The 20,762-nt window shown below is 69.7% G+C and carries 29 protein-coding genes; 18 read left to right on the top strand and 11 right to left on the bottom strand.

Annotated elements, in window-relative coordinates:
• Positions 1-2 precede the first annotated feature (2 nt).
• Both ACZ6Z4_RS01660 and ACZ6Z4_RS01665 read left to right on the top strand, forming a co-directional pair.
• Positions 3-626, top strand: coding sequence for a hypothetical protein (locus ACZ6Z4_RS01660; RefSeq protein ID WP_465557046.1), 624 nt, complete (start codon positions 3-5; stop codon positions 624-626).
• A 58-nt stretch (positions 627-684) separates the two neighbouring features.
• The gene (locus ACZ6Z4_RS01665; protein ID WP_465560567.1) at positions 685-1,017 is read left to right on the top strand and encodes a DUF7919 family protein; all 333 of its coding nucleotides are present in this window, start codon (positions 685-687) and stop codon (positions 1,015-1,017) included.
• On the opposite strand, the gene ACZ6Z4_RS01670 is transcribed toward ACZ6Z4_RS01665, so the two are convergent.
• Positions 953-1,765: a CPBP family glutamic-type intramembrane protease gene (locus ACZ6Z4_RS01670; RefSeq protein WP_465557048.1), complete on the bottom strand. Its 813-nt coding sequence runs from the start codon at positions 1,763-1,765 to the stop codon at positions 953-955. The two genes, ACZ6Z4_RS01665 and ACZ6Z4_RS01670, sit on opposite strands and share 65 nt — an antisense overlap.
• 145 nt (positions 1,766-1,910) lie before the next feature.
• Between ACZ6Z4_RS01670 and ACZ6Z4_RS01675 the strand changes: the two genes are divergently transcribed.
• Positions 1,911-3,878 (top strand): neutral/alkaline ceramidase, encoded by a 1,968-nt coding sequence (locus ACZ6Z4_RS01675; RefSeq protein WP_465557050.1) that lies wholly within the window; start codon positions 1,911-1,913, stop codon positions 3,876-3,878.
• Here ACZ6Z4_RS01675 and ACZ6Z4_RS01680 read toward each other — a convergent pair.
• Together ACZ6Z4_RS01680 and ACZ6Z4_RS01685 are read right to left on the bottom strand one after the other, a co-directional pair.
• Positions 3,865-5,367, bottom strand: coding sequence for a DHA2 family efflux MFS transporter permease subunit (locus ACZ6Z4_RS01680; RefSeq protein WP_465557052.1), 1,503 nt, complete (start codon positions 5,365-5,367; stop codon positions 3,865-3,867). The two genes, ACZ6Z4_RS01675 and ACZ6Z4_RS01680, sit on opposite strands and share 14 nt — an antisense overlap.
• 22 nt (positions 5,368-5,389) lie before the next feature.
• Positions 5,390-6,100 carry a hypothetical protein gene (locus ACZ6Z4_RS01685; protein ID WP_363667887.1) on the bottom strand — a complete coding sequence of 237 codons (711 nt, stop codon included), beginning with the start codon at positions 6,098-6,100 and terminating at the stop codon, positions 5,390-5,392.
• Between the two features lie 223 nt (positions 6,101-6,323).
• Between ACZ6Z4_RS01685 and ACZ6Z4_RS01690 the strand changes: the two genes are divergently transcribed.
• The 3 genes from ACZ6Z4_RS01690 (at position 6,324) to ACZ6Z4_RS01700 (ending at position 7,955) form a co-directional block, all read left to right on the top strand.
• Positions 6,324-7,121: a DUF4397 domain-containing protein gene (locus ACZ6Z4_RS01690; protein ID WP_465557054.1), complete on the top strand. Its 798-nt coding sequence runs from the start codon at positions 6,324-6,326 to the stop codon at positions 7,119-7,121.
• 137 nt (positions 7,122-7,258) lie between these two features.
• The gene (locus ACZ6Z4_RS01695) at positions 7,259-7,756 is read left to right on the top strand and encodes a class F sortase (RefSeq protein WP_465557056.1); all 498 of its coding nucleotides are present in this window, start codon (positions 7,259-7,261) and stop codon (positions 7,754-7,756) included.
• A 73-nt stretch (positions 7,757-7,829) separates the two neighbouring features.
• On the top strand, positions 7,830-7,955 hold the full coding sequence (locus ACZ6Z4_RS01700) for a hypothetical protein (RefSeq protein WP_363667881.1): 126 nt from the start codon (positions 7,830-7,832) through the stop codon (positions 7,953-7,955).
• A gap of 4 nt (positions 7,956-7,959) precedes the next feature.
• On the opposite strand, the gene ACZ6Z4_RS01705 is transcribed toward ACZ6Z4_RS01700, so the two are convergent.
• Positions 7,960-8,580 carry an L-threonylcarbamoyladenylate synthase gene (locus ACZ6Z4_RS01705; RefSeq protein ID WP_363667879.1) on the bottom strand — a complete coding sequence of 207 codons (621 nt, stop codon included), beginning with the start codon at positions 8,578-8,580 and terminating at the stop codon, positions 7,960-7,962.
• A 118-nt stretch (positions 8,581-8,698) separates the two neighbouring features.
• On the opposite strand from ACZ6Z4_RS01705, the gene ACZ6Z4_RS01710 reads away from it, so the two are divergent.
• The 4 genes from ACZ6Z4_RS01710 (at position 8,699) to ACZ6Z4_RS01725 (ending at position 11,338) form a co-directional block, all read left to right on the top strand.
• Positions 8,699-9,658 carry a penicillin-insensitive murein endopeptidase gene (locus ACZ6Z4_RS01710; RefSeq protein ID WP_465557059.1) on the top strand — a complete coding sequence of 320 codons (960 nt, stop codon included), beginning with the start codon at positions 8,699-8,701 and terminating at the stop codon, positions 9,656-9,658.
• A gap of 10 nt (positions 9,659-9,668) precedes the next feature.
• Positions 9,669-10,313 (top strand): nitroreductase family protein, encoded by a 645-nt coding sequence (locus tag ACZ6Z4_RS01715; protein WP_465557061.1) that lies wholly within the window; start codon positions 9,669-9,671, stop codon positions 10,311-10,313.
• A 63-nt stretch (positions 10,314-10,376) separates the two neighbouring features.
• Positions 10,377-11,045 carry an AzlC family ABC transporter permease gene (locus tag ACZ6Z4_RS01720; RefSeq protein ID WP_465557063.1) on the top strand — a complete coding sequence of 223 codons (669 nt, stop codon included), beginning with the start codon at positions 10,377-10,379 and terminating at the stop codon, positions 11,043-11,045.
• Positions 11,042-11,338, top strand: a complete 297-nt coding sequence (locus ACZ6Z4_RS01725) for an AzlD domain-containing protein (protein WP_465557065.1) — start codon at positions 11,042-11,044, stop codon at positions 11,336-11,338. The genes ACZ6Z4_RS01720 and ACZ6Z4_RS01725 overlap by 4 nt, the downstream gene beginning before the upstream one ends.
• Here ACZ6Z4_RS01725 and ACZ6Z4_RS01730 read toward each other — a convergent pair.
• From ACZ6Z4_RS01730 to ACZ6Z4_RS01740, 3 genes are all read right to left on the bottom strand, one after another.
• Complete coding sequence (locus ACZ6Z4_RS01730; protein ID WP_465557067.1) at positions 11,325-11,825, bottom strand: DNA polymerase ligase N-terminal domain-containing protein; 501 nt, start codon at positions 11,823-11,825, stop codon at positions 11,325-11,327. The two genes, ACZ6Z4_RS01725 and ACZ6Z4_RS01730, sit on opposite strands and share 14 nt — an antisense overlap.
• 61 nt (positions 11,826-11,886) lie before the next feature.
• Complete coding sequence (locus ACZ6Z4_RS01735; protein ID WP_465557069.1) at positions 11,887-12,711, bottom strand: SigB/SigF/SigG family RNA polymerase sigma factor; 825 nt, start codon at positions 12,709-12,711, stop codon at positions 11,887-11,889.
• Between the two features lie 133 nt (positions 12,712-12,844).
• Positions 12,845-13,717: a LysR family transcriptional regulator gene (locus tag ACZ6Z4_RS01740; protein ID WP_363667867.1), complete on the bottom strand. Its 873-nt coding sequence runs from the start codon at positions 13,715-13,717 to the stop codon at positions 12,845-12,847.
• 170 nt (positions 13,718-13,887) lie between these two features.
• On the opposite strand from ACZ6Z4_RS01740, the gene ACZ6Z4_RS01745 reads away from it, so the two are divergent.
• Positions 13,888-14,022 (top strand): hypothetical protein, encoded by a 135-nt coding sequence (locus ACZ6Z4_RS01745; protein ID WP_465557071.1) that lies wholly within the window; start codon positions 13,888-13,890, stop codon positions 14,020-14,022.
• A gap of 185 nt (positions 14,023-14,207) precedes the next feature.
• Here ACZ6Z4_RS01745 and ACZ6Z4_RS01750 read toward each other — a convergent pair whose 3' ends face one another.
• Genes ACZ6Z4_RS01750 through ACZ6Z4_RS01760 form a run of 3 tightly spaced genes read right to left on the bottom strand, consistent with a single transcriptional unit; the run spans position 14,208 to position 15,372 of the window.
• On the bottom strand, positions 14,208-14,483 hold the full coding sequence (locus ACZ6Z4_RS01750; protein ID WP_465557073.1) for a DUF4235 domain-containing protein: 276 nt from the start codon (positions 14,481-14,483) through the stop codon (positions 14,208-14,210).
• Complete coding sequence (locus ACZ6Z4_RS01755; RefSeq protein WP_465557075.1) at positions 14,480-14,932, bottom strand: DUF3618 domain-containing protein; 453 nt, start codon at positions 14,930-14,932, stop codon at positions 14,480-14,482. Before ACZ6Z4_RS01755 ends, ACZ6Z4_RS01750 begins: the two co-directional genes overlap by 4 nt.
• Positions 14,929-15,372, bottom strand: coding sequence for a phage holin family protein (locus ACZ6Z4_RS01760; protein ID WP_465557077.1), 444 nt, complete (start codon positions 15,370-15,372; stop codon positions 14,929-14,931). Before ACZ6Z4_RS01760 ends, ACZ6Z4_RS01755 begins: the two co-directional genes overlap by 4 nt.
• Positions 15,373-15,500: 128 nt before the next feature.
• Here ACZ6Z4_RS01760 and ACZ6Z4_RS01765 point away from each other — a divergent pair, with 128 nt between their 5' ends.
• Complete coding sequence (locus tag ACZ6Z4_RS01765; protein ID WP_465557079.1) at positions 15,501-15,872, top strand: VOC family protein; 372 nt, start codon at positions 15,501-15,503, stop codon at positions 15,870-15,872.
• Positions 15,873-15,927: 55 nt separating this feature from the next.
• Here the strand turns inward: ACZ6Z4_RS01765 and ACZ6Z4_RS01770 are convergent, their stop codons facing one another.
• Positions 15,928-16,077, bottom strand: a complete 150-nt coding sequence (locus ACZ6Z4_RS01770) for a hypothetical protein (RefSeq protein WP_465557081.1) — start codon at positions 16,075-16,077, stop codon at positions 15,928-15,930.
• Positions 16,078-16,343: 266 nt separating this feature from the next.
• Here ACZ6Z4_RS01770 and ACZ6Z4_RS01775 point away from each other — a divergent pair, with 266 nt between their 5' ends.
• The 6 genes from ACZ6Z4_RS01775 (at position 16,344) to ACZ6Z4_RS01800 (ending at position 20,648) form a co-directional block, all read left to right on the top strand.
• A complete protein-coding gene (locus tag ACZ6Z4_RS01775; protein WP_363667851.1) occupies positions 16,344-16,517 on the top strand; it encodes a hypothetical protein in 174 nt (57 codons plus the stop codon).
• A gap of 78 nt (positions 16,518-16,595) precedes the next feature.
• On the top strand, positions 16,596-17,531 hold the full coding sequence (locus tag ACZ6Z4_RS01780; protein ID WP_465557084.1) for a LysR family transcriptional regulator: 936 nt from the start codon (positions 16,596-16,598) through the stop codon (positions 17,529-17,531).
• A 97-nt stretch (positions 17,532-17,628) separates the two neighbouring features.
• On the top strand, positions 17,629-18,369 hold the full coding sequence (locus ACZ6Z4_RS01785; RefSeq protein WP_465557085.1) for an SDR family oxidoreductase: 741 nt from the start codon (positions 17,629-17,631) through the stop codon (positions 18,367-18,369).
• 93 nt (positions 18,370-18,462) lie between these two features.
• Positions 18,463-19,356 (top strand): SDR family oxidoreductase, encoded by an 894-nt coding sequence (locus tag ACZ6Z4_RS01790; protein ID WP_465557087.1) that lies wholly within the window; start codon positions 18,463-18,465, stop codon positions 19,354-19,356.
• A 75-nt stretch (positions 19,357-19,431) separates the two neighbouring features.
• Entirely contained in the window at positions 19,432-20,370 is a 939-nt protein-coding gene (locus ACZ6Z4_RS01795) for an amidohydrolase family protein (RefSeq protein ID WP_465557089.1), read from the top strand.
• A gap of 71 nt (positions 20,371-20,441) precedes the next feature.
• A complete protein-coding gene (locus tag ACZ6Z4_RS01800; protein ID WP_363667838.1) occupies positions 20,442-20,648 on the top strand; it encodes a DUF3072 domain-containing protein in 207 nt (68 codons plus the stop codon).
• The last annotated feature ends 114 nt before the right edge of the window (positions 20,649-20,762 follow it).

Consider the following 20,762-nt stretch of genomic DNA (forward strand, 5'->3'; position numbering starts at 1 on the left):
TGATGGAAGTGAAGGACCTCAACGGTCTGCTGCTGATGCATCGCGCGCTGATGGGCGCCCGGTTCGCCGAGAGCCCGAACGACGAGGTGCTGCTGGGCTCTCCGCGTCTCGCGGGCATGCACAGCGCCCTCGTCGCCGAGATCATCGAGGTCTGCCGGTCGGAGGGGGCCGTCGATGAGGCCGCTCGGTGGGAGACCTGGCGTGAGCTGTCGTCCGAACGGCTGGAGGTTGCGGCGGTTCGCCGTCGCCTCGCCACGCAGCCCGCCTCCTGGGCCGGCTTCGCGGACATCGAGGCCAAGCGAGAGTTCCTCCGGGTCTGCTTCGAGCCGTTCAGCGTGACCGAAGGATTGGTTGACGAAATGGTGGAGTACCTCGACGAGTTCGTCGAGTCCTCGCGTAGGGAACTGGTCGATCGTTTCTTCCGTGACGAGCTCGACGACGACACGCGAGGGGGCGTCCGGGCGGCGCTGGAGAAGCCGAGTGGCTCGACGTACCTGTCGTTGACGAGCCTCGATGTCAGCGTCGATGTCGAAGCAGGGACGGTCACTTTCCTCGACGACGTGGCGCCGGTGCTCACCGTGGTGCTGACGGTGGAAGACTTCACCGAGCGTCTTGGAAAGATGTGATCGAGTGACCTACTACCCGGACCTCTCCCGGTACGAGTTCTGGCCGTCAGAGCGGGAGATGCTGAACGTCGGCTGGCTGGATCGGGGGCACAGGTTCCCGGTCGGGACGGTTGCACGACCAGTGGTCGATGCGCTGTTGGTGCTTGCGGGTGATCAGCAGGAGCTGACCCGGGGATCTCACTCTTGCCGGTTCTGCGATGTCGAGTCGCCGATCGGGGTGGCGGCTCCGGTTCCCGAGGGATTTGTCTGGCTCGGGATGGGAGAAATTCACGTGGAGAGCGAGGCGGGGCAGTGGTACGCGGCGCCGTCGTTGATCGTGCACTACATCACGGAGCATCGGTACCAACCGCCGGCAGAGTTCCAGGACGCTGTGCTGCGGCAGGGCGAGTAAGCCTTCGGCGGATGATCTTGAAGGTGATTGCTGTGAGCAACAAGTACGCCGGGATCAGGAGGATCGCGTCTGGGGTTTCCAGATGCATCGACCAGCCGGCGTTGCGGTCCTCGCCGTACAAGGTGAGGCGGTTGATGGTGAGGAACGCCAGGTGGGTGCCGATCGCTGTCCACAGGGAGCCGGTGGCGTTGCGGGCTGTGATGAGGGTGAGGCCGAAGAGGGTGAGCAGGATCAGGTAGGTGATGGGGTCTTCGCCGGTGGGGACCAAGGTCGGGTGGTGGGTGCCCAGGGTGAGGGCCCATTGGATGACTGAGGACAGGGCGGGGACGGTCAGGAAGAGGGCTGTGGTGGTGACTGCTGCGATCCAGGGGCGGTGGTTGCGGAGGGTGGTGTAGGTGTGGCCTCGGAGGGTGAGTTCTTCGGGGAAGGCTTCCAGGAGTACGGCGATCACGGTGTTGGTGATGAGGAAGCGGAGTAGTTGAGGGGCGTCGACCGGGCCCCAGGTGAGCCAGTCGGTGAGGGTGCCGAGGGTGAAGAGGACGGTGGCGCCGGCCAGGGGGACTGCCAGGCCGATCAGGAAGGGGCGGGGGCCGCCGGTCAGGCCTAGCTTGTGGCGCCACGGGCGGATCAGGGCCACCGCGATGAGAGTGCAGGCGGCTGCGGCTAGCCAGGGGTTGGGGATCAGGGCGGCTACGGCCAGGGCGGTGGCCATCGTCAGAGGGCCGTAGGTGGCTCGGATCCAGGTCATGTGTACGAACGTACAGTACGAGTGTGTCAAAACGCTATGGACTTCACAAAGAGGAGCGAGGTGGTTACTCTCCGGGGCAAAGGTGAGAGGTGCTCAGTTTCTGCGGAGGGGAGTTGCCGTGGCTCGGTGGTGGAGGTTGGGGGTCGTGGGGGCGCTGGTGGCTGCGGGAGTGGGGGTGCAGCCGGCGCAGGCTGCTGAGCCTTATCTGGTCGGGAGTGGGATCTCCGACGTCACCGGGCCGGCGGCGGAGAACGGGATGATGGGGTACTCGAAGTTCGGGCAGAACACGAGCGGGATCCATCAGCGGTTGCGGGCCCGGGCGTTCGTGGTGGTGGATCAGGGGACGCAGGAGCGGGTGGCCTACGTGAACGCTGATCTGGGGATGATCTTCCAGGCGCAGCGGGATGCGGTGCTGGCGAAGCTGCAGGCCAGGTACGGCGGGCTGTACGGCGAGCGGAACGTGTTGCTGTCGGCGACGCACACGCACTCGGGGCCGGGTGGGCAGTCGCACAACCTGGCCTACAACCTGTCGATCCTCGGGTTCCAGAAGCAGGCGTTCGACGCGACGGTGGACGGGATCGTCGAGGCGGTGGTGGAGGCGCACGAGAACCTGCGGCCGGGGGACATCAGCCTCGGGCGCAGTGAGCTGACGAACGCGAGCGTCAACCGGTCGCGCGTTGCGTTCGACGAGAACCCGGCGGCCGACGAGGCCGCGTTCCCGCAGGGGATCGATCCGGCGGTGACCGTACTGCGGTTCCAGCAGGGCAGCAAGGAGATCGGGGCGATCAACTGGTTCGCGACGCACCCGACCTCGATCACCAACGAGAACACGCTGATCTCGCCGGACAACAAGGGGTACGCCGCCTACCGGTGGGAGCACGATCTCAAGGGTGTGCGTTACCTCGACGACGACAGCAACGGATTCGTCGCTGCGTTCCCGAACACCAACGCCGGCGACATGTCGCCGAACCTCAACCTGCGGCCGGGCTCGGGGCCGACCGAGGATCCGCTGACCAACGAGCAGATCATCGGGCAGCGCCAGCAGCAGGCCGCGCAGCAGGCGTACAACGGGCCGCGGGCAACCATTGCCGGGAGCATCGACGCCCGGATGCGATTTGTCGACATGTCGGCAGTCCAGGTCGACCCGCGCTACACCCCGGACGGGCAGCCGCACCGGACCTGCCCGGGCGTGGTCGGTGTCTCCACGCTGGCCGGCAGCGTCGAGGACGGACCCGGGATCCCGATCATCCCCGAGGGCGTCACGAACCCGTTCTTCGAGCTGCTCAAGCCGTTCAACGTGGACGTGCCGCCGTGGCTGATCAGCTGCCAGTCGCCGAAGGCTCCCGCGGTCCCGACCGGCCAGCTGCAGGCAACGCCGGACGTCGTACCGATCCAGCTCGTCAAGCTCGGGCAGCTGCACCTGATCGCGGTGCCGGGTGAGGTGACGATCGTGTCCGGCCTACGGCTGCGCAGGACGGTCGCGCAGGAGCTCGGCGTACCGCTGGAGAACGTGCTGGTGCAGGGGTACGCCAACGCGTACAGCCAGTACGTGACGACGCCCGAGGAGTACCAGCTGCAGCAGTACGAGGGTGGGTCGACGCTGTTCGGCAAGTACACGTTGCCGGCGTACCAGCAGGAGTTCGCGAAGCTCGCCAACGCGTTGAAAACAAGCCAACCCGTAGACCTGGGCGCACGCCCGCCGAAGCCGATCACCGCCGAGCTCAACCTGCAGACCGGCGTCGTCCTCGACACCCCGCCGCCGTTCAAGTCGTTCGGCCAGGTGCTCACCGACGCGGCGCCGACGTACCAGCTGAACCAGACCGTCACCGTCGCCTTCGTCACCGGGCACCCGAAGAACAACCTGCACCGCAACGGCACGTTCCTCGAGGTGCAGAAATCAGTTGGTGGCCAATGGCAACGAGTTGCCGACGACGGTGACTGGGGTACGACGTACCGCTGGGCCCGCGGCGGCATCGCCGACTCGAAGGCGACGATCACCTGGAAGGCCGATGCCCCCGGCACCTACCGGATCGTGCACCACGGCGACGCGAAGGCGCTGAACGGCACCATCACGCCGTTCACCGGGACGTCGCGGACCTTCACGGTGTCTTAGTCGGGCTGTTCGACAGCGGTGGCGACTCCAGCGCGCAGTGCCGGTGGGTCGTCACCGCTTCCGGCGTCGTACGCCGGGAGGTGCGGTCGCCGAGCGTCACCCAGGCCAGCACGGCGCCACCGGCGGCGAGCACGGCCGAGATCACCATCGCGGTCATGAAGCTGCCCTTGAACGCCATCGGGTCGCGGTAGGAGTCGCCGGTGATCCCGGCCGCGAGCGGGATCGCCGCGACCGCCATCAGCTGCGCCGACCGGGCGACCGCGTTGTTGACGCCGGACGCGATCCCGGCGTGGTGGTCCTCGACCGAGTTGAGCACGGTCGCGGTCAGCGGCGCGACCGTCGAGACCAGGCCGATCCCCAGTACGACGACGCCCGGCAGCACGGCGGTCCAGTACCCGACGCCCGGCTCGATGCGCCGCATCAGCAGGAACCCGACGGCCATGAACAGCGGCCCGACGGTCATCGGGATCCGCGCGCCGATCCGCTCGGACAGGCTGCCGGCGTACCCGGAGAGCGTGAGCATCAGCAGCGTCATCGGGAGCAGCGCGGCGCCGGCCGTCAGCGCGTCGTACCCGAGGACGGTCTGGAGGTAGACGACGAGCAGGAACGTGGCGGTGCCGAGGGCGCCGTACACGACGACGGTGACCAGGTTGGCGCCGGTGAAGCGCAGGTTGGCGAAGATGCCCGGCGGGAGCATCGGGTGCGAACTGCGCCGCTCGACCTCGACGAACGCCGCGAGCCCGACCACGCCGATGGCCAGCGCGGTCAGCACCATCGGGTCGCCCCAGCCGTGGTCACCCGCGCTGATCAGCCCGTACGTCAGCCCGGCCAGGCCGACCGTGGCCAGCAGCCCGCCGGTGCCGTCGAGCTTGCCGGCCATCGTCTCGTCGCGGGACTCCGGGATGTGCCGCAGGGTGACCAGCACGGTGACGGCGGCGATCGGCAGGTTCAGCAGGAAGATCAGTCGCCACGAGCCGCTGTCGACCAGGCCGCCGCCGATGAACGGCCCGACCGCCGCGGCGACCGAGGTGAGCCCGGACCAGGCGCCGACCGCCTTGCCGCGGTCCGACGGCTGGAAGCTGGTCTGCAGGATCGCCAGGCTGCCTGGGGTGAGCAGCGCGCCACCGATGCCCTGCAGGACGCGGCCCGCGATCATCACCTCGAGGTTCGGGGCGGCCGCGCAGATCGCCGAGGCGAGCGCGAACCAGATCACGCCGATCACGAACAGCCGCCGCCGGCCGAGCCGGTCGCCGAGCGAGCCGCTGAGCAGGATCAGTGAGGCCAGCATCAGCATGTAGCCGTTGACGATCCACTGCAGGCCGGAGATGCCGGCGTCCAGGTCCTCGCCCATCGCCGGCAGCGCGACGTTGACGACCGTGCCGTCGAGGAAGGCCATGCCGGACCCGAGGGCCGTGGCGGCGAGCACCCAGCGGGCGCGCGCCGTACCGAATGCGATTCGATCGGGTGAACCCGCCTGAGCGTCGACCATAAGGACAGGGTAGGGCCGACGGTCAGGGCTGCATCGGAAGGTCCAGCTGCAGTACGGCGAGCGCCCGGTCGGCCGGCAGTCCCTGCTGGATCCCCAGCCCCGGCGGCTCACCGACCGCGCACCGCGTCTCGGTCATCAGTGGGCAGACCGCGTTCAGCAGTCCGCCGCCCGACACGGCCAGGTTGGTCGGCAGCGTCCCGTCGGTGGCGGCGGTCAGCGGGCTGATCGCGGCCAGTGCCCGTCCGACCCGCGACGGCAGGCTGCGCGCCGACGAACCGCTCAGCCGGTAGGTCAGCTTCAGCTCGGTGGCCGCCGCGTTCAGCGGCAGCTCCCGCGTCGCCTTCACATCGGTCTCCGGCAGCAGCACCGGATCGCCGTCGGCAACGATCCGCAGGCTGGTTGCCTCCGGCGTGGTTCGCGCCATCATCCCCTGCAGCCGCTCACCCGACTGCGGCAGTCGCAGCTGCAACCGGTCGGTCGGGTCGCGCAGCATCACCTCTTCGGTGACGTCGAAACTCCCGTCACCGCGCGGTACGGCGGTGAGCCGGATTCCCGGCGCGGTCAGGCCGGGCCCCTCGGCGGTCGGCGGTGGTTGCACCGGCGCCGCGCCGCTGCCCGCGGGCAACGGTCCCGGGCTGGGCGGGGTCGGCCCCGCCAGCTCGGACGAGCAGGCGGTCGTTGCCAGCAGCCCCACGATCAGGACGGCGCCGGCCAGACAGGTACGAACGGACATGCTGAATCGCCCCCAACGACCCGGCCACTTCCTCTGGTGGCCGAGTGCGACTTCTGCGTACGATACGCCGGAATTAGACCGTCAGGCATTTTCGGGAGTGGCATTTCTGAGGGGGCAGTGAATGCGGGAACGGAAAGTGTTCGGGCCATTCCGGGCAGTCGCCGGAAGCCGACGGAAAGTCACTGGGGAGTTTTCGAGAATTCCCGGTCCGCATTTCCGCAGAGTGATTTCGCTGGTGCTCGGGGTGATCGTCGCCGCGGTGCCGGCGGTGCTGGCGAGCCCGGCCGGGGCGGCCGGCAACGGCACCGTGTACGTCGTCCAAGGGCTGCCCGGGCAGACCGTGGACGTCCAGGTCGACGGCAAGGTCGTGGCGCGTGGGGTCGTCGCGACCAAGGTTGTCGGTCCGTTCAAGGTGGCGCAGGGGCAGCGCCGGATCACTGCTGTCGCGGGCGGGAAGACGCTGGTCGACCGCCAGGTCTCGGTCGGGGCCGGGAGCAACCAGGACGTGGTGATCCACCGTCCGGCCGCGCCGACCGCCGCGCCGGTGATCACGACGTACCCGAACAAGCTGACCGCGGTCGCGAAGGACAAGGCCGCGGTCCGGGTCGCGCACACGGCCGCGGTCGGGCCGGCCGACATTCGGGTGAACGGCAAGGTGCTGTTCGCGAACGTGGCCAACGGGGAATCACTCGACGTAGTCGTTCCGGCGGGAACTTACACCGTCGAGATCGTGCCCGCGGGTGCCACCGGGCCGGTCATTCTGGGGCCTGCATCATTACCCGTCAAGGCCGGTTACCTGACCCGGGTATTCGCGGTCGGTGAACCGAACTCCAAGACGATGAATGTCGCGGTCGGGACCATCCGGCTGCCGGGCACCGGGTCCGACCGGCCGGGCACGGTCGACACCGGGACGGGCGGCCAGATTGCGGCGATGCAGGACAACCCGTCGCCGCTGATCGGCCTGGCGCTGCTCGCCGGGTGCGCGGTGCTGCTGACGGTCCGGAAGGTGGTCCGTCGCTGAAGAAGGTGTTGCTCGGTCTGCTTCTCGTCCTCGGTGTGGCCCTGGAGGGGTGCGCCGCTCCGGCGGACGGAGCAGGTCAGAGCCGAGAGGCGGGCGGCGGCGAAAGCACGGGGCCGCCGCCCGCAGCCACCGGATCGGTGCCTCCGGCAAGAGTCGGTACGCCGGCCGCGAGCCAGCGGATCCGGTTCGTCCCCGCCGAGGTGGTGCTCCCGGGTGGCGCGAAGGCCGCGGTCGACCCGGCCAGCACGGTCGACGGGCGGCTCGCCGTACCGGACGCGGTCCGCCGGGTCGGGTGGTGGGACGGTGGCGCCGAGGCCGGCGATCCGTTCGGGGCCGTGGTGCTCGCCGGGCACGTCGACTCGGCGACCGAGGGAATCGGGTACTTCGCCCGGCTGCTGCGGATCAAGGTCGGGGAAACCGTTGTGCTGCAGGGCGCCGGGCACAGTGCGGCGTACCGGGTGAGCTCGGTGGTGTCGGTGCCGAAGGACGCGCTCGCGACGCGGAGCGGCGCCTTCGACCAGGTCGGCGAGCACAAGCTGTCGCTGATCACCTGCACCGGCGCGTACGACGCGGCCCGCGGCGGCTACGAGTCGAACCTGCTGGTGACGGCCGTCCCCGTAGGGGTGGTCAGGTAGTCCACCCCGGAGCCGTCCCTGAAGTCGGGGTACCGGTGTTCACCGAGGTCGCGGCTCGGTGGATGATGTTGACATGACAAGTCCGACCGCACCCCCGGCCCCCGGAGACGAGCGCGCCGCTCGCCGGGCCCGCTGGCTGCTGGTCTTCGTGCTCGGCTGCCTCGCGCTGTCGATCTCGGTGATCACCTCTCACCTCTGAGCTGTTACTCGAACGGCGTCGGGTCTCCCGCACCCACCCGGACGATCTCCGGGAAGTCCTCGGAGAAGTCGATCACGGTGGTCGGCTCGGTGCCGGCCTCGCCGGAGTCGATGACGGCGTCGACCTGGTTGTCGAGCTCCTCCTTGATCTCCCAGCCCTGCGTCATCGGCTCCTCGTGGTCGGGCAGCAGCAGCGTGCTGGACAGCAGCGGCTCGCCGAGCTCGGCGACCAGAGCCTGCGCTACGACGTGGTCGGGGATCCGGACGCCGACGGTCTTCTTCTTCGGGTGCAGCAGCCGGCGCGGGACCTCCTTGGTGGCCGGCAGGATGAACGTGTAGCTGCCGGGCGTGGCCGCCTTGATCGAGCGGAACACCGCGTTGCTGATGTGCACGAACTGCCCGAGCTGCGCGAAGTCCTGGCAGACCAGCGTGAAGTGGTGCCGGTCGTCCAGGTGCCGGATCGTCTTGATCCGGTCGATGCCGTCCTTGTTGCCCAGCTGGCAGCCGAGCGCGAAGCACGAGTCGGTCGGGTACGCGATCAGGCCGCCGCCGCGGACCAGGTCGACCACCTGCCCGATCGCGCGTTTCTGCGGATTCTCCGGATGCACGTCGAAATACCTCGCCATGGTCCCGACCCTAGCGCTCCGGCGCCGAGACCTTGCGGCCCGCAAGATTCTGCCCGATGGTGAACCAGTAGAAGTTACTCGTTGACCTGCCGTTCCCCGCCCCGGATGGAGTCCAGCGATGAGACAACTCGGCCTGCTGCTGCTCGCGATCGTGCTGATCGGCACCGCCGCAACGCCCGCTCACGCCTACGCGAACGCGTTCTTCCCGACCCAGAGCACCGGCAACCGGGGCGCGGACGTCCAGGCGATCCAGTACCTGCTCCAGCACCACGGCCAGAGCGTCTCGGCCGACGGCGTCTTCGGTCCGTCGACAGTCGCCGCGGCGAAGGCGTTCCAGACCGCGAAGGGCCTCGGGTCCGACGGGATCGTGGGCCCGCAGACCTGGGGTGCGCTGGTCCCGACCATCCGCCAGGGCGACAGCGGCAACGCCGTCCGCGCGCTGCAGGTCGAGCTGAACGCCAAGCGGCGCCTGGCGCTCCCGGTCGACGGCGTCTTCAGTGCCGCGGTCAAGGACGCGGTGACGGCCTTCCAGTCGCACGCCGGGATCGGCGCCGACGGCATCGCCGGGCCGGTCACCTGGCGCAACCTGACCTGGCACTACGACTACCCCGACTTCGCCGCGAACCTGTGCGACCAGGACCCGGACGGCAACGGTACGGCGGCCAACTGGGCCGCGGCGGCCGCCGTCGCCCAGCTCGAGCAGGCCACCCGGAACTTCGCCGGCACCGGCCAGGGCAAGGTCCCGTACGGCGACGCCGGCTTCGAGCACGGCGGCGACATCCCCGGCCACGGCAGCCACGAGAACGGGCTGGACATCGACATCTGGCCGATCCGCACCGACAACGGGCAGTGCAGCGCGGGCCGGATCACCTGGCAGTCGGCGACGTACGACCGCGCCGCGACGCGGCAGTTGGTGCAGGCGATCCGGGCGGCGGCGCCCGGGCACGTGCGCTACATCTGGTTCAACGACCCGACGCTGATCAGCGAGGGCCTGACCAGCAACTGGCCGGCGCACGACAACCACCTGCACGTCCGGTACTGCGAGACGGTGCACCCGAACAGCATGTACACCTGCTAAGACTGGCTGGGTGACCACACTCGACCTGACGCCCGACGAACTGCTCACCACGACCAGGACCGTGCGCAAGCGGCTCGACCTGGAACGCCCGGTGCCGCCGGAGCTGATCCGCGAGTGCATCGAGATCGCGCTCCAGGCGCCGTCCGGCAGCAACCGGCAGTCGTGGTACTGGCTGGTGATCACCGACCCGGACAAGCGCGCGCAGATCGGCGAGTACTACCGGCAGGCGGTCGCGGCGTACCTGGAGTCCTCGGGTGCCGCTGGACGCCTGTACGCCGACGACCCGGACCGCGCGCCGATCCAGCAACGGGTCGGGTCGAGCGTGGCCTACCTCGGCGAGCGGATGGGCCAGGTCCCGGTACTCGCGATCCCGTGCCTGACGGCGAAGAACCTGCCGGCGGGCAATCAGGCCGGGCTCTGGGGCTCGATCCTCCCGTCGGCCTGGAGCTACATGCTCGCGGCCCGCGCCCGCGGACTCGGGACGGCGTGGACGACGCTGCACCTGAAGTACGAGACCGAGATCTCCGCGCTGCTCGGGATCCCCGAGGACGTCCGCCAGACGGTGCTGATCCCCACGGCGTACACGATCGGTACGGACTTCAAGCCCGCCAAGCGCCAGCCGCTCGACGAGGTGCTGCACGTCGACAGCTGGTGAGTGCAGCCCGGCGGACTGTGGGCACAGGACGAGGGTGAAGCGACAACACCGCGGGACGCGCGGATGAGACGTCAGGACTTCGTCGACGGGATGCGGCTCGGGGCCGGCCCCGGGGCGGCGGCTTTCGTGCTGGCGTTGAGTTTCGGGGCCGAGGCGGAGGCGCGGGGGTGGGGGTTCGGTCTTCCGGTCGTGTTCTCGGCGCTGGCGTTCTCCGGGTCGGCGCAGTTCACGCTGCTGACCGCGCTGGCCGGCGGGTCCGCGCTCGCCGCGATCACCTCGGCGGTGCTGATCAACGCCCGCTACCTGGTGATGAGTGTCGCGCTCAACGAGAACCTCGAAGGCGGCCGGGTTCGGCGATCGGTGCAGGCGCTGGCGCTGGCGGACGCCTCGTTCGTCGCCGCGCACACCGACGACGGACGGTACGACGCCGCCCGGCTGATCGGGGCCAGTGTCCCGCAGTGGGTCTTCTGGGTCAGCGGTACGGCGATCGGCGCGCTCACGGCCCCCTCGCCCGAGCTCATGCACACGCTCGGCCTCGATGTCGCGTTTCCCGCGTTCTTCCTGATCCTCGCGATCGACGAGCTGCGCAGATCGCGGCGGGCCTTCGCCGCGGCGCTGCTCGGGGCGGCGATCGCAGCCGCGCTGCTGTTCGTGACCAGCCCGGGCTACGCGCTGCTCGGTGCCACCGCGGCCGCGCTGATCGGCGTACTGCCGGAGAAGGAGACCGCATGATCAGGATCTGGCTGTCCGTGGCGGCTGTCACCGTGCTGAGCTGGCTGATGAAGGCGAGTGCGCCGCTGGTCATCGCCCAGCGCAAGCTGCCGCCGCCGGTGATCAGGATGACCGCGCTCACCGCGCCGGTGCTGCTGGCCGGGTTGATCGTGACCGAACTCGGCGGCAAGCAGCTCGACTGGACGCAGCTCGCGGGAGTCGGGGCATCCGGCGTACTGGCGCTGGCCAAGGTACCGATGCTGGTCGCGGTCGCGGGCGGGATCGTCGCGACCGCGGTGATCAGGTTGCTGTAGCGGCCATCTCGTCGATGGTGAGACCGCTGAGGATCGAGCGGGGCTCGGCTGCGGTGAGGTCGAGCAGGGGATCGGCGGAGTCGTCGCGGACCTTGACCAGGAGCCAGTCGCGGTCGGTGCGGGTGAACGCCCAGGTGCCCTGCAGCTTCACGCCGTTGAGGTGGAACTTGAGATGGCCGTGCTCGATGGCGTCGGCCGGATCGACCAGGCGGCGCTGCTTGTCGCGGGTGAGGTTGGTGTAGACGCCCGCGTCCCAGACGATCACCGCGCCACTGCCGTACTTGGCGCCGGCGTGCACACCCTCGTACGTCGCGTACTCGAGCTCGTGGTCGGTGGTGAACACGGCCAGCCGCTTGACCACCGGGTCCAGCGAGGGGCCGAGCGGGACGGCCCAGGACTTCAGGACGCCGTCGACCTCGAGACGGACGTCGTAGTGCCGGCGGCGCGCGTCGTGCAGCTGCACCACGAAAATGGGTGCCGATGGCATCTAATCCTCCGCGTGCGGTTCGCCGTACGGATGAGTGTACGGCGAACCGCAGGCGGGGCGATCAGGCCGCGGAGACGGCCGGGGGCTCGATCTGGTCGCGCAGCTTGTCCAGGATCCCGCGCAGCAGCCGGGAGACCTGCATCTGGCTGACGCCGATCTCCGCGCCGATGTCGGCCTGGGTGTGACCCTCGATGAAGCGCAGCTCGAGGATCTTGCGTTCGCGCGGGGCGAGCTCGTTCAGCACCGGTTCGAGCACGGCGACCGCTTCGGTGCGCTCGAACGAGGTGTCCTCCTCGTCCGCGATCGTGTCGGCCAGGTTCGCGGTCGACTCGCCGTCGACCGGACGGTCCAGCGACAGGACCGAGAAGCACCCGTCGGCGGCGATCGCGGCCTCGATCTCGGCCACGTCGGTGCCGACGGCTTCGGCCAGCTCCTCCAGCGTGGGATCACGCTGCAGGTCCTGGACCAGTTGCGGGCGAACGCTCGCGATCGACCCCTGCAGCTCCTGCAGGCGACGGGGGATCCGCACGGTCCACGAGCAGTCGCGGAAGTAGCGCTTCACCTCACCACGGATGGTCGGTACGGCGTACGCGAGGAACGGTGTCCCGGTGTCGGGACGGTAACTACGGGCCGCTTTCAGCAGACCCAGGTAAGCGACCTGGTCCAGGTCGTCCGCCTCGACACCGCGACCGCGGAAACGGCTCGCGATGCTGTGGGCGATGCCCAGGTTCAGCTCGATGGCTTCCTCCAGCAAGGACTGCTGGAGCCTTTCGTCGGTGGTGGCCGCTCGGCGGGAGAGAAGCTCCCGGGTGGCCAGGTCTCGGCGCTGCTTCGGATCGGAAGGGTGCAGCTCTTCGACGGTGGAACTGGCAAGTACGGTGCCCATGATTCTTGACCTCGCGACGTTGAGTCACGGCGCGGCACATGTCTGGACCGCGGTCAATATCTGTGTGAGTCATTCCTACCCCATGGATGCCGAAGTTATGCATCCGACCCCGAACTCACACGAACCTGTTGCATCAGTCCAGGGACCGCAACACCCCGAGCGCGGCCGTCGGCGGGTGCGCGGAATCGCGCCAGCGCAGGGTCCACGTGTACGGCGGTACGCCGGCCGCGAGCGGCTTCACCACGACCCCGTCCGGCGCCGGCGTCGAGAGCAGTCCGAGCGCGACGCACTCGCCGGCCTTGACCAGCTCGAGCGCCGAGCTGGTCCCGTCGGTGCTCGCCGGGTGCCGGCGCGGCTGGAAGCCCGCCGTACGGAAGCAGCCGAGCACGAAGTCGTTCCACTCGGGGGCGAAGTCGTCGCGCGGCAGGTAGTGCACCTCGTCAGCGAGCTCGCGGACAGCGACCGCGTCGGCGTCGCTCAACGGGTGGTCCGTCGGCAGCGCGATGCCGAGCGCCTCGCGGCGCATCACCCGCTGGACAAGGCCGTCTGCCAGGTGGGCCGTCGAACCGCACAGCGCCAGATCGAGCTCGCCGCTGAGCAGCCGCTGCTCCTGCTCGCGGCTACCGCGGCTGCTGACTTCCAGCCGCAGCGAGGGGAGGCGCTCGCGGAGACGGGCCAGTACGGCGCGCGGCGTGACCAGGTCGGTCTGGAGCACGTCGATGCGCAGTACCTGGTCGCGGCCGGCGGCGGCGGTCGCCTCGGCGACACCGGAACGGATCGCGGCGAGCGCGCTCTGCGCGTGCGGAAGGAACGCGTCCCCGGCGGCGGTCAACGTCACGCCCCGGGGGGAACGCTCGAACAGCTGGGCCCCCAGTTGGTTCTCCAAGCGGCGGATCTGATTGCTGAGTGCCGGCTGGGACACGTACAACCGGCGGGCGGCGGCGGTGAAGTGCAACTCCTCCGCCATCACCAGGAAGTAGCGCACCAACCGTAGATCGACGTCCATGAACTTCCTCACCTGCAGTAATCACCAGAAGCTGTGACGGTAGTGCTCTTGCGCCACGGCCGTCGAGGGCCTATCGCGCAGAACGTCGACAACCTGACGACACAGCGTGAGATGGGTGCGCCGGGCGACACTGGGTACCGGGAGCTGTTTCAGCGACGGAAGGGGAGCCAATGACCGAGAGGCCGGAAGAGTTGATCGACGACCTGGTCGACGAGACCCGGGGGCCGGAGGAGGATCCGCCGGCGGAGTCCACGACGGACGATCCTGCGCTCGACGTACCGGTCACTCCCGAGCCGCCGGACTGATTGCCGGTTGGTGGCGGCCCCGGCGCTGTCTGCTCAACGCCGGGGCCTTGGGCAACCAGTACTTGCACTCATCTGGTGCCCAGTACGTCTTGTTCTATTCATGTTCCGGAGGTATACACCCGGAAAAACGACGGTGGCCCCGCTCGCATCCGAGCTGGGGCCACCGTCAGTTCACGGGGTGGGGATCAGTCGCCGGGCCACTCGCCGGTCCAGCGTTCGAAGGCCTTGGCGCCGCCGCGGTCGACGGCGGCCTTGACCACGGCGTACACCGCGCCCTGGAGGGCGGCGGCGAGCAGGAGCTGACGCCAGGGGTACTCCGACTGCAGAGCGTCGGGGGCATCGTCCTCGTCGGCGAGGCGGCGCCAGACCTGCTTGAAGATCGCGCCCGCGACCAGGCCGCCGGCGATGCCGGAGACCAGGCCGAACGGGCGGTAGGCGAGCTTGACGGCTTTGGTGCTCACCGGTTGCGTCCCACGATCCAGGCCGCCGCGCCTACGCCGAGAGCTACCGCGCCTCCGACGGCGGCGGTCGCCTTGGGGTGCTTGCGGCCGAGCTCCGGAGCCTGCTTGGCCTTGGCCGGGAGATTCTTCGCGTGCTCCGGCAGGTGCTTGGCGCGTTCGCCCATCCCGCCCGCGGTGGTCCTGACGCGTACGCCGACGTCGCCCGCGGTCGCCTTCGCGCGCTGGCCGAAGGTCCCCGCCGCCTGCGCGGCGCGGTGCCCGGCGCTCGCGGCCGAGTCCTTGATCCGGCGCGGGACGTTCAGCTGGCGACTCAGCTCCTGGACCGTGTCGGCCAGGTGCTGACGGGTCATCTCGAGGTCGGCGCGCAGCGCATCGACCTCGGTCATCCCGTCGGTGGCCGCGGGCCGGGGCGTCTTGCGCGCGGTGTTCTGCCGCGTGGTGGTGCTCATCGGATCTTCCCTTCCGGCTGGTGGCCCTTCAGGGCTTCGAGGTCCTCGTGCACGCCCTCGACGGCGCGCTGCGGGACCGGCGGTGTCGCCTGGCTGACGTGCTTCTTGCCCAGCAGCGCCGCCACGCCCGCGATCGCGAACAGCAGCAGCGTCACGATCAGCGCCGCGAGCCAGGCCGGTACGGCGTACGAGAGCCCGATGATCGCGGTCGCGATCAGCGCGCCCAGCCCGTAGAACGCGAACGCTCCGGCGCCGCCGAACAGGCCGGCGCCGAGGCCGGCCTCCTTGCCCTTCGTCTTCAGCTCGGCCTTGGCCAGCTGCAGCTCGTCGCGGACCAGGTGGCTCACGTCGGCGGTCAACTGGGCGACCAGCGCGCCCACGTGCTCGTCCGGTGCGGCCCGTTGACCGTCCTGGTGGACGGCCGGGGTCTGCGTCGTCATGGTTGCCCTCCGTGGTGTCGGGATGACGACCCGGTACCCAAGGGCCTGGTCGGCAACCGGGTGGCCGGAATCTGACCGCTTCCCCCGGTAGGTTGCCGCATCAGGGACCTAGGCAGGAGGGGACGGGAATGGATTGGAAACTGGAGTTGGTGTCGGTACCGGTCAGTGACGTCGACCGGTCGAAAGCCTTCTACACCGAGCAGGTCGGCTTCGTCGCCGACCACGACCACCAGGTCAGCGACGAGGTCCGCTTCGTCCAGCTGACGCCGCCGGGGTCGGCCTGTTCGATTGCCCTCGGCACCGGAATGCCGCAGGGCGAGCCGGGCTCGGTGCGCGGTCTGCAGATCGTCGTCGCCGACGTGGCGGCGGCCCGCGAGGAGCTGGCCGGGCGCGGGGTCGGGGTCAGCGAGGTGCAGGACTTCCCGTGGGGGAAGTTCGTCTTCTTCGACGACCCGGACGGCAACACCTGGGCTTTGCAGCAGCTGCCCGAGTGGAAATAGTTTCCGGAACAAACAATCGGCAGCCGGTGCCCGGCTGCCGATTGTTCGCGAAGACTTATTCCCGGGGCAGTTGCTCGTTGGGGTCCTCCTGCTCGGGAGCGTCGTCCGGGTTCGGTTCCAGTACCGGGTCGACCAGGTCGGGGTTCTCGTCCGGGTCGCTGCCCGGGCCGGTCGGGACGATCGGGGGAATCGGGTTGGTCGTCATCGTGGACCTCCTTGGTCGCACACCCCCGGTGCCCGCTTTCGGCCGGTGAATTCCTGAAGGTCTTTGTTTTACCGGCGGTTTCGAGATACGGCTAGGGATCATTCCCGGTCCGGTTGTAGGGTGGCCTTTGGTTGAGCAGCCAGCCGGCGTGACAGCGCCGACGACTGCGGTCCCTCCCGAGGACGAAGATGCCCGACCTGCAGCGCCACTCCCGTTCCACCAGACGTCGCCTACCCGTCGCCGCCCCAGTTCAGAAGTCAGGTCCCATGCCTGTTGCCACTCCCACCCGGCCCGAGTCGGTGCACGTCCGGATCGGCGGCCGCTGGATCGCCGGCGAGGCGTTGTCCCGCCGTACGGCGAGTTCAGGGTCGCCCGAGATCCTGATCAGCCACCACGGCCACCTGGTCTGGGTCGACCAGGACCAGGTCCGCACGCCGTAACCAAGTCACCGGGCCGCTCATCCGGTCCCGTCGGAGTCGTCTCGGCGTTCTCGACGCGGATGCTGCCAGACTCGTGCCGTGGAGCTTCGGCAGCTGGAGTACTTCGTCGCGGTGGCGCACGAGCGGAGTTTCACGCTCGCGGCCCGGCGGTTGCATGTCGTGCAGAGTGCGGTCAGCGCGGCGATCGCTTCGCTGGAGCGCGATCTGAAGGTGACGCTGTTCGAGCGGTCCGCGCAGCGCGTCGTCCTGACCGAGGCCGGTACGGCGTTGCTGCCGGAGGCGCTGGCGGTGATGGACGCGGTGCAGGGCGCGCGAGACGTGGTCGACGAGCTGGGTGCGGGGATGCGCGGGACGGTGCGCGTCGGGCTGCTGCCGGGGCTCGGGCTGATCGACCTGCCGGCTGCCGCGGGTGAGTTCCGGCGCCGGCACCAGAACGTGGAGCTGCAGTTGCGGGTCGAGCCGGAGGGGTCGGCCGGGGTGATCGCCGGGCTGCGCAACGGTGACATCGAGGTCGGCTTCCTCGGCGTCGGCGCGGGCAGCGTGCCGCGCGAGCTGACGGCCTGGGAGCTGCTGCAGGTGCCGCAGGTGCTCGCCGTACCGACCGGGCACCGGCTGGCCCGGCGGCGTTCGGTCGAGCTGGCGGACCTGGCCGACGAAGCGTTCGTGGACTTCCCGCCGGGCTTCGGCACCCGGTCGCTGATCGACCAGACCTTCGACGCGGCCGGGATCGGCCGGCACGTGGTGGTCGAGGCGCTCGGGATCGACAACGGCGTGCAGTTCGTCCGGCACGGCGTCGGGCTGGGCATCCTGCCCGGGTACGCCGTGGCCGACGAGCCGGCGATCCGGGCGGTGCCGATCACCGACCACACCTTCCAGTGGTCGCTCTACATGGCGACGCTGCGGAAGCGGAAACCGTCGGTCGCGCTCCGGGCACTGCTCGGGCTGGTCGTCACGCACCTGAACCACCCGCCGGGCACGTTGCCCGGTCAGGACCTGGCGCATCAACAGAATTGATCCACCCATCGAGTTGAGTCGTTGGACTTGATCCATCCGGCGCGGGAAGCTTCTGGTGTCAGCAAGAACGCACCGAGCAGCACGAAGGAGATCGACGATGACGGAGAACACCAACCGGGTGGCGATCGTGACCGGTGGGTCGCGGGGGATCGGCCGCGAGACCGCGGTCCGCCTGGGCAAGGACCACTTCGACGTGGTGGTCGTCTACAGCGGTGGCAAGGCCGAGGCCGAGGAAGCGGTCAAGGACGTCGAGCAGGCCGGTGGCCGGGCGATCGCCGTCCAGGCCGACGTCGCCGACGAGCAGTCGGTGAGCGCGCTGTTCGACACCGCGGAGCTGGAGTTCGGCGGTATCGACGTGCTGGTGCACGCGGCCGGGATCATGAAGCTCAGCCCGCTGGCCGACCTGGACCTGAGCGTCCTCGACGAGCACCTGCGGGTGAACGTCCGCGGCACCTTCGTGGTCGACCAGCAGGCCGCCCGCCGGCTGCGCAACGGCGGCGCGATCGTCAACATCTCCAGCTCGCTGACCACGCTGGCCCGCCCGAACTACTCCGCGTACGCCGCCAGCAAGGCCGCGGTGAACTCGATCAGCCTGATCCTGGCCCGCGAGCTGCGCGGCCGCGACATCACCGTCAACGCGGTCGGCCCCGGCCCGACCGAGACCGCCCTGTTCATGGCCGGCAAGCCGCAGGAGATCATCGACCGGATGATCGCCGAGCCGCCGCTGGAGCGCCTCGGCCAGCCCGAGGACATCGCCGAGATCGTCGCCTTCCTGGCCGGGCCCGGTCGCTGGATCAACGGCCAGACCATCTACGCCAACGGCGGTTCCGCGGCCTGATCCGCCGCGGGCGCCCGCCCCTGCGGCGCCCGCACCCCGTGCTCCACCCCTCACCCGTACCCGGCTTCTGCCTGCCCGAAAGGAAGTCTTGCCATGCCCAAAACCATCCTGATCAGCGGCGCCTCCAGCGGTTTCGGCGCCCTCACCGCCCGCGCCCTGGCCGACGCCGGCCACACCGTGTACGCCGGGATGCGGGACGTCGCCGGCCGCAACACCGCCGCCGCGGCCGAGGCCGCCGACTACGCCAAGGACAACTCGGTCGACCTGCGCACGGTCGAGCTGGACATCAGCTCCGACGAGTCCGCGCGGCAGGCGGTCGGGACCGTCCTGGCCGAGCAGGGCAAGCTGGACGTGTTGATCCACAACGCCGGCCACATGGTCACCGGCCCGGCCGAGGCCTTCACCCCGGAGCAGCTCGCCAACCTGTACGACACCAACGTGATCGGCACCCAGCGACTCAACCGCGCGGCGCTGCCGCACCTGCGCGAGCAGCAGGACGGACTGCTGCTCTGGGTCGGCAGCTCGAGCACCCGCGGCGGCACCCCGCCGTACCTGGCTCCGTACTTCGCCGCCAAGGCCGCGATGGACGCGCTCGCGGTCAGCTACGCCCTCGAGGTCGCCCGGTTCGGGATCGAGTCGACGATCGTCGTGCCCGGCTCGTTCACCCACGGCACCAACCACTTCGCGCACAGCGGCTCGCCCGCCGACACCGACATCGTCGCGGCGTACGAGACCAGGTACGCCGGGATGATGGACCAGGTCAGCCAGAAGCTGCGCGAGCTCGAGCCCGCGTGGGCCGACGTCGCCGAGGTGGCCCAGGAGATCGTCCGGGTCGTCGACACCGAGAAGGGCCGCCGCCCGTTCCGGGTCCACGTCGATCCCTCCGACGACGGCGCCGCCGTGGTGAACGCGGTCGCCGACCGGATCCGCTCGGAGTTCCTGCGCCGGGTCGAGCTCGACGACCTGCTGCACCCGACCACCGCGTGACCACGACCCCGGCGAGGGCGGCCTGAACGGTCGCCCTCGCTCCCGCCCGCCCGGACCCCGACGGAGGTGAGACCGATGAGTGAACTGATCGACGTGCACGCGCACTTCCTGCTCAAGGAGTACGTCGACGCCGCCGAACGGGCCGGTCACGTGCGGCCGGACGGGATGCCGGCCTGGCCGACGTGGAGCGCGGCCAAGCACCTGGAGCTGATGGATCGCAACGGGATCGCCCGGTCGATCCTGTCGCTGTCCTCGCCCGGCGTGCACTTCGGCGACGACTTCCGCGCCCAGGTGCTGGCCCGGCGGATGAACGAGGCCGCGGCCGAGCTGGCCAAGGATCACCCGGGCCGGTTCGGGTTCTTCGCCAGCCTGCCGCTGCCGGACGTCGACGGCGCGCTGGTCGAGCTGGAGCACGCGTACGACGTACTGGGGGCCGACGGCGTCATCCTGAACAGCAACGCCGGCGGGCAGTACCCAGGCGATCCGTCCTGGGAGCAGCTGTGGCGCGCACTGGACGAGCGGGCGGCAGTGGTGTTCCTGCACCCGACCTCGCCGCCGCAGTGGCGACAGGTCTCGCTGGACCGGCCGCGGCCGATGATCGAGTTCCTGTTCGACAGTGCCCGCGCGGTGACCGACCTGGTGCTCAGCGGGATCTTCACCCGCTACCCACGGATCCGCTTCGTCGTCACGCATGCTGGTGGAGTCATCCCGCTGCTGGGCGACCGGCTCGACCTGTTCCGCGACACCTTCGCTCCGACCAGCGACCTGCCCAGCGTGACCGACCAGCTCAAGCACCTCTGGTACGACGTCGCCGGTACGCCGGTGCCTAATCAGCTGCCGGCGCTGCAGGCAGTAGCGGGCACTGACCACCTGCTGTACGGCAGCGACCACTGCTTCACGCCGGTGGAGGCAGTGGCCGACCAGATCGCCGCGCTGGACGAGGCTGCGGTTGCTGAGGGGTGGCGACCGAGGACTACTGCCAACGCCGTACGGCTTCTCAAGCGCGCGTCCTGACGTATGCATGCGAAGTGCCGGCGCGGGTACTGGTGCCGGTAATCGAGCTGGTGTTCGAACGAGGAGGACCGATGAGTCAGGACGTGCATCCAGTGCCGGACAAGGAGCCGGAGGACTGGACGACGGGGGACGAGCCGATGACCGGGCCGCAGGAGTCCTACCTGCACACCCTCGCGCAGGAGGCCGGTGAAGAGGTGCCGGCCGGGCTGACCAAAGCGGCGGCCTCACAGCTGATCGACGAGTTGCAGACCCGGACCGGTCGCGGCGCCGGCAGTTGACGAATCCGGCGGAAGCCTCGGCGGGCCCTGACAGCTCCGCCGAGGCTTCCCGCTGTTGATCGCTCAACAGCCAACGGATGTTACGCGCGTACCGCGCCTCGGAACAGGTCGATC

The organism is Kribbella sp. NPDC104740 (genome assembly GCF_055583505.1).

Bases quoted from the DNA above. Each gene is read 5' to 3' on its own strand.
- ACZ6Z4_RS01660 (WP_465557046.1), top strand. From the start codon at position 3: ATGGAAGTGAAGGACCTCAACGGTCTGCTGCTGATGCATCGCGCGCTG.
- ACZ6Z4_RS01665 (WP_465560567.1), top strand. From the start codon at position 685: ATGCTGAACGTCGGCTGGCTGGATCGGGGGCACAGGTTCCCGGTCGGG.
- ACZ6Z4_RS01670 (WP_465557048.1), bottom strand. From the start codon at position 1,765: ATGACCTGGATCCGAGCCACCTACGGCCCTCTGACGATGGCCACCGCC.
- ACZ6Z4_RS01680 (WP_465557052.1), bottom strand. From the start codon at position 5,367: ATGGTCGACGCTCAGGCGGGTTCACCCGATCGAATCGCATTCGGTACG.
- ACZ6Z4_RS01685 (WP_363667887.1), bottom strand. From the start codon at position 6,100: ATGTCCGTTCGTACCTGTCTGGCCGGCGCCGTCCTGATCGTGGGGCTG.
- ACZ6Z4_RS01700 (WP_363667881.1), top strand. From the start codon at position 7,830: ATGACAAGTCCGACCGCACCCCCGGCCCCCGGAGACGAGCGCGCCGCT.
- ACZ6Z4_RS01705 (WP_363667879.1), bottom strand. From the start codon at position 8,580: ATGGCGAGGTATTTCGACGTGCATCCGGAGAATCCGCAGAAACGCGCG.
- ACZ6Z4_RS01710 (WP_465557059.1), top strand. From the start codon at position 8,699: ATGAGACAACTCGGCCTGCTGCTGCTCGCGATCGTGCTGATCGGCACC.
- ACZ6Z4_RS01720 (WP_465557063.1), top strand. From the start codon at position 10,377: ATGAGACGTCAGGACTTCGTCGACGGGATGCGGCTCGGGGCCGGCCCC.
- ACZ6Z4_RS01725 (WP_465557065.1), top strand. From the start codon at position 11,042: ATGATCAGGATCTGGCTGTCCGTGGCGGCTGTCACCGTGCTGAGCTGG.
- ACZ6Z4_RS01730 (WP_465557067.1), bottom strand. From the start codon at position 11,825: ATGCCATCGGCACCCATTTTCGTGGTGCAGCTGCACGACGCGCGCCGC.
- ACZ6Z4_RS01735 (WP_465557069.1), bottom strand. From the start codon at position 12,711: ATGGGCACCGTACTTGCCAGTTCCACCGTCGAAGAGCTGCACCCTTCC.
- ACZ6Z4_RS01740 (WP_363667867.1), bottom strand. From the start codon at position 13,717: ATGGACGTCGATCTACGGTTGGTGCGCTACTTCCTGGTGATGGCGGAG.
- ACZ6Z4_RS01745 (WP_465557071.1), top strand. From the start codon at position 13,888: ATGACCGAGAGGCCGGAAGAGTTGATCGACGACCTGGTCGACGAGACC.
- ACZ6Z4_RS01755 (WP_465557075.1), bottom strand. From the start codon at position 14,932: ATGAGCACCACCACGCGGCAGAACACCGCGCGCAAGACGCCCCGGCCC.
- ACZ6Z4_RS01760 (WP_465557077.1), bottom strand. From the start codon at position 15,372: ATGACGACGCAGACCCCGGCCGTCCACCAGGACGGTCAACGGGCCGCA.
- ACZ6Z4_RS01765 (WP_465557079.1), top strand. From the start codon at position 15,501: ATGGATTGGAAACTGGAGTTGGTGTCGGTACCGGTCAGTGACGTCGAC.
- ACZ6Z4_RS01770 (WP_465557081.1), bottom strand. From the start codon at position 16,077: ATGACGACCAACCCGATTCCCCCGATCGTCCCGACCGGCCCGGGCAGC.
- ACZ6Z4_RS01775 (WP_363667851.1), top strand. From the start codon at position 16,344: ATGCCTGTTGCCACTCCCACCCGGCCCGAGTCGGTGCACGTCCGGATC.
- ACZ6Z4_RS01785 (WP_465557085.1), top strand. From the start codon at position 17,629: ATGACGGAGAACACCAACCGGGTGGCGATCGTGACCGGTGGGTCGCGG.
- ACZ6Z4_RS01790 (WP_465557087.1), top strand. From the start codon at position 18,463: ATGCCCAAAACCATCCTGATCAGCGGCGCCTCCAGCGGTTTCGGCGCC.
- ACZ6Z4_RS01795 (WP_465557089.1), top strand. From the start codon at position 19,432: ATGAGTGAACTGATCGACGTGCACGCGCACTTCCTGCTCAAGGAGTAC.
- ACZ6Z4_RS01800 (WP_363667838.1), top strand. From the start codon at position 20,442: ATGAGTCAGGACGTGCATCCAGTGCCGGACAAGGAGCCGGAGGACTGG.